Raw genomic sequence first — 4,582 nt, 5'->3', positions numbered from 1 at the left:
GAAACACTCCACTACGCTGACCTCACCACCGAGGATCAGCCCCAACTGGAGGCGGCACAGAACCTAGGGTGATTCAATCCTCAAAACCAAAGATTTCAACCTCAATGGACGCGAGATGCGCCCCGTGCGTCAGGCGGTCAACCGGGCTCGCAAAGCGGGTGTCGTGGTCACCGTGCGTCGTCATCGGGATATTTCGTCGGAGGAGATGTCGGAGATCATTGCCTGCGCGGATGCGTGGCGCGATACCGAGACCGAGCGCGGCTTTTCGATGGCGTTGGGTCGGCTGGGTGACCCGCTCGACGGCGATTGTCTTCTCGTGCAGGCGGTTCAGGGTGAGAAGGTGATCGGCGTTCTCTCGCTGGTGCCGTGGGGTCGTACCGGTGCGTCGCTGGATCTGATGCGGCGGGATCCGGCGTCGCCCAACGGGGTGATCGAGTTGATGGTGACCGAGCTCGCCACCAGCGCAGATCATTTCGGTGTCGGCAAGATTTCGCTGAACTTCGCCGTGTTCCGCGCGGCGTTCGAGGAGGGCAGCCGGATCGGTGCCGGACCGGTGCTGCGCATCTGGCGCAGCGTGCTGGTGTTCTTCTCCCGGTGGTGGCAGCTCGAGGCGCTGTATCGCTCGAACGTGAAGTACCTTCCGGAATGGGAGCCGCGCTATCTGTGCTTCGCCGACAATCGAGTGTTGCCCAAGGTCGGCGTCGCGTCGGCCATCGCCGAAGGCTTTCTGACTCTCCCGACCTTCCGACGCGCCTCGAAGCACACCGGTTCCCACGTTGCGGTCCCCGCCGCTCTGGCCGACGCCGACGACATTCATCCCGACGGCAGTGGCCCGGACAGCGTTCCGGACGAGCCGACGCCGGGCCGCAAGCGTCCCGACCAGGTGCGCGTGCGCATGTCGAAGCTCGATCGCCTCGAACGCGAGGGCACCGAGGGCTATCCCGTCGCCTATCCCCCGACCCACACCGTCGAGGCTGCTGTGGCGTCGCCGCAGGGCACGACGGTGCGAATCGCCGGACGCATTCTGCGTATCCGTGACTACGGCAGCGTGTCCTTCGCCGTCATTCGGGACTGGTCGGCAGACATTCAGGTGCTGTTCGACCGCGAACGCGTCGGCGACAGAATCGAGGAATTCGATGCCGACTTCGACCTGGGTGACCTCATCGAGGTCAGCGGTGCCATCGGGTACAGCAGGCGTGGCGAGCTCTCGCTGCTCGCGACCGACTGGCGAATGAACGCAAAGTGCCTGCATCCGCTGCCGGACAAGTATCGCGGTCTCACCGACCCGGAAGCGCGGGTGCGGCAACGGTATGTGGACCTGGCGATCAATCGGGATGCTCGTGCTCTGCTGATCGCGCGCTCGAATGTGGTGAAATCCCTGCGTGATTCGCTCGGAGAGCGCGGGTACATGGAAGTCGAGACCCCGATTCTGCAGCAGGTGCACGGTGGCGCGAACGCCGCGCCGTTCGTCACCCACATCAATGCCTACAACCTCGATCTCTACCTGCGCATCGCCCCTGAGCTGTATCTCAAGCGCCTGTGCGTCGGAGGCATGGAGAAGGTGTTCGAGATAGGGCGGGTGTTCCGCAACGAAGGAGCGGACTTCAAACACAATCCCGAGTTCACGATCCTCGAAGCGTACGAGGCCCACAGCGACTACGAACGCGCAATGGTGCTGTGCCGCGAGCTGATTCAGCGGGCTGCCGTCGCGGCGCACGGACGCGAGATCATCCTGCGCCCGGACGGTCCGAACGGGGAGATGATCGAGATCGACATCTCCGGTGAGTGGCCCGTCAAGACGCTACACGGTGCCGTCGCCGAGAAGTTGGGCGTACCCGTCGAACCGTCGACTCCCCTCGACGAACTGCAACGACTGTGCGACGAGAACGACATTCCGTACGAGAAGACCTGGGATGCAGGAGCCGTCGCACAGGGAATGTACGAGCATCTCGTCGAGGACTACACCGAATTCCCCACCTTCTACAAGGACTTCCCGACGTCGATGTCGCCGTTGACGAGGCCGCATCGAAGCATCCCGGGAGTTGCGGAGAAGTGGGATCTCGTGGCGTGGGGTGTCGAGTTGGGGACCGCGTACAGCGAATTGACCGACCCGGTCGATCAACGGCAGCGCCTCACCGAACAGTCGCTGCTGGCGGCCGGCGGCGACGAGGAGGCCATGAGCTTGGACGAGGACTTCCTGCAGGCGCTCGAGCACGGAATGCCGCCGACCGGTGGTCTCGGCATGGGCGTCGACCGGGTCGTCATGCTCATCACCGGTGGCAGCATTCGCGAGACGCTCGCATTTCCGCTGGCCAAGCCGCGTCAATGACCTTCCTGCGCGACCGGTCCGCGAGGGCAGGTGTGCAAAACCGGCAAGATGATGGAAACTGGAGCGTGAAACAGACGACAGGTCGGCAAAGCATCGTGGGGAACCAGACATGGACAGCGGGGATCGAGTCGAACGCAGTGCGTTGTTTCCCGTGAAACATCCTCCCGGTCAGTACGTCGAGGTGGACGGACAACGTCTACATCTGTTCGTCCGCGGTACGGGCCCCACGGTCGTCCTCTGCGGGGGCCTCGGCAGCAATTGGTTCGACTGGAACGACACCGTCGACATCCTGAGCGCACACCATCACATGGTCGTTCTCGACCGCCCCGGGTTCGGACTCAGCGATCCACTTCCGGCCGGAGCCACCCCCACCGTCCGCGGGGAGGCAGACAGGATCGTCGGCGTCCTCGACGCACTCGGAGTCACCGAACCGGCCGTCGTCGCGGGTCATTCGATTGCCGGCTTCTACGCAGAAGCCGTCGCCCGGCTGTACCCGTCGCGCATCCGCGGGATTCTTTTGCTCGATTCCAGCGCAGAATCCGACCCCCGCCGCTTCATCCCGGCGGCCGTGCGCATCCAGACCGCACACCTGATCGCAACCGTGCTCAGCAAGACCGGCGTCCAGAAGCTGTTCGGACCGCGCGTGCGCCGCGTCCTCAATCAGGCGACGCCGCCCGACGGCACACCTCAGGAGACATTCGACTGGGTCGACGACATCTATCGCCGACCCACCTACCTCGCCGCCGCGCTGACCGAAGACGTCGTCTACCCGGATCTCGCCGTCGAACTGAACCACATTCGCAAACAGTTCCGACTCGTCGTGCCCGTCATCGTGGCGGCCGCACACACCGGACGACCCTCCCCGTGGGGCAAGAGATGGATCAGAACTCAACGCAAGCTCGCCGCGTATCTGCGTGCCGACTTCACCGTCGTGATACCCGCCCACCACCACGCCATGATCGACAAGCCCGCCGAGGTCGCGGCCCTCATCACCGAACTGGTGTGAACCCCTCGCGGCGACGCACGTAACGTGTGTCACCGAGCCCGCAGCCCAAGACCCGAGCCGAAGCTCGGCGATGGCGCGGTAGCACGAGAGGAAATTGAAGATGGGTGCGATCAGCACGACGCAGGGACGACAGTCGAAACTACTCGGACTCGGCGTTCACCGCCCCGAGCGAGTCGTGACCAACGACGAGATCTGCGAATTCATCGACTCGAGCGACGAGTGGATCCAGACGCGTTCGGGAATCAAGAACCGGCGCTTCGCCGATCCCAAGGAAAACGTCGTCGAGATGTCCATCGCGGCAGGCCGCAAGGCTCTCGAGGCCAGCGGAATCACGGCCGACCAAGTCGATACCGTCATCGTCGCCACCTCGACGCATCTCGAACTGACACCCCAAGCAGCGGCGAAAGTAGCGCACGGACTCGGCACCAAGGGACCGGCCGCATTCGACATCTGCGCCGGCTGCGCAGGCTTCTGCTACTCCCTCGCCGTCGCATCGGACCTGGTCAAGGCCGGAACCTCCAAGTACGTGCTCGTCATCGGTGCAGAACAGCTCAGCGTCACCACCGACCCCTACGACCGCACCACCCGCTTCATCTTCGCCGACGGCGCCGGTGCCGTGGTGGTCGGACAGAGCGACGAAACCGAGATCGGGCCCGCCGTCTGGGGCTCCGACGGCTCGCAATCCGACGCCATCGTCCAGACAACCGACTGGTACGACTACATCACCGAAGAGGGCCTCGAGCGCCCCTGGATCCGGATGAACGGAATCTCCGTCTTCCGCTGGGCCGCATTCGAAATGGGCAAGGCCGCGCAGCGAGTCCTCGACGTCGCCGGCATCAAAACCGACGAACTGCACGCCTTCATCCCCCACCAGGCCAACAGCCGCATCACCGAACTGCTGGCCAAAAGCCTGAACCTCGCCGACGGCACCCCGGTCGCCAACGACATCGCCGAAACCGGCAACACCTCGGCAGCCTCGATCCCCCTGGCCATGGAAGAACTCCTGCGCACCGGCAAAACAAAAGCAGGAGATACAGCACTGCTACTCGCCTTCGGTGCCGGACTGTCCTACGCCGGACAGGTAGTCAAACTCCCCAACCTGTAGTCGCACATCCACACCCGAGTGCACCAATTCCCGAGTGCACCCGCAGCCCCCAGTGCACTCGATGTGGGACTGTCTGAATAACGGTTGATCCGGTCCTTGGTTCGACACGCCGAGCTCAGCTTGGTGGGAAGGATCGACGATG

Annotated in this window: 2 protein-coding genes and 1 pseudogene; all 3 read left to right on the top strand. The window is 63.9% G+C overall.

Features of this window, described 5'->3' with window-relative positions:
- Positions 1 to 70 precede the first annotated feature (70 nt).
- Positions 71 to 2,329: pseudogene (lysX, locus tag R4P47_RS24775) on the top strand (bifunctional lysylphosphatidylglycerol synthetase/lysine--tRNA ligase LysX); the annotation flags it as partial.
- A gap of 109 nt (positions 2,330 to 2,438) precedes the next feature.
- Positions 2,439 to 3,335: an alpha/beta fold hydrolase gene (locus R4P47_RS24770; RefSeq protein WP_269596370.1), complete on the top strand. Its 897-nt coding sequence runs from the start codon at positions 2,439 to 2,441 to the stop codon at positions 3,333 to 3,335.
- 100 nt (positions 3,336 to 3,435) lie between these two features.
- Entirely contained in the window at positions 3,436 to 4,440 is a 1,005-nt protein-coding gene (locus R4P47_RS24765) for a beta-ketoacyl-ACP synthase III (RefSeq protein WP_317786054.1), read from the top strand.
- Positions 4,441 to 4,582: the final 142 nt, after the last annotated feature.

Origin of the sequence: Rhodococcus sp. IEGM 1370 (genome assembly GCF_033142325.1) — a bacterium.
Taxonomy (GTDB): Bacteria; Actinomycetota; Actinomycetes; order Mycobacteriales; family Mycobacteriaceae; genus Rhodococcoides.
Note: the sequence above shows the minus strand (reverse complement) of the source record. Positions and strands in the feature narration are given on the sequence as shown.

Coding starts and splice junctions, on each gene's coding strand:
- R4P47_RS24770 (WP_269596370.1), top strand. CDS start 2,439: ATGGACAGCGGGGATCGAGTCGAACGCAGTGCGTTGTTTCCCGTGAAA.
- R4P47_RS24765 (WP_317786054.1), top strand. CDS start 3,436: ATGGGTGCGATCAGCACGACGCAGGGACGACAGTCGAAACTACTCGGA.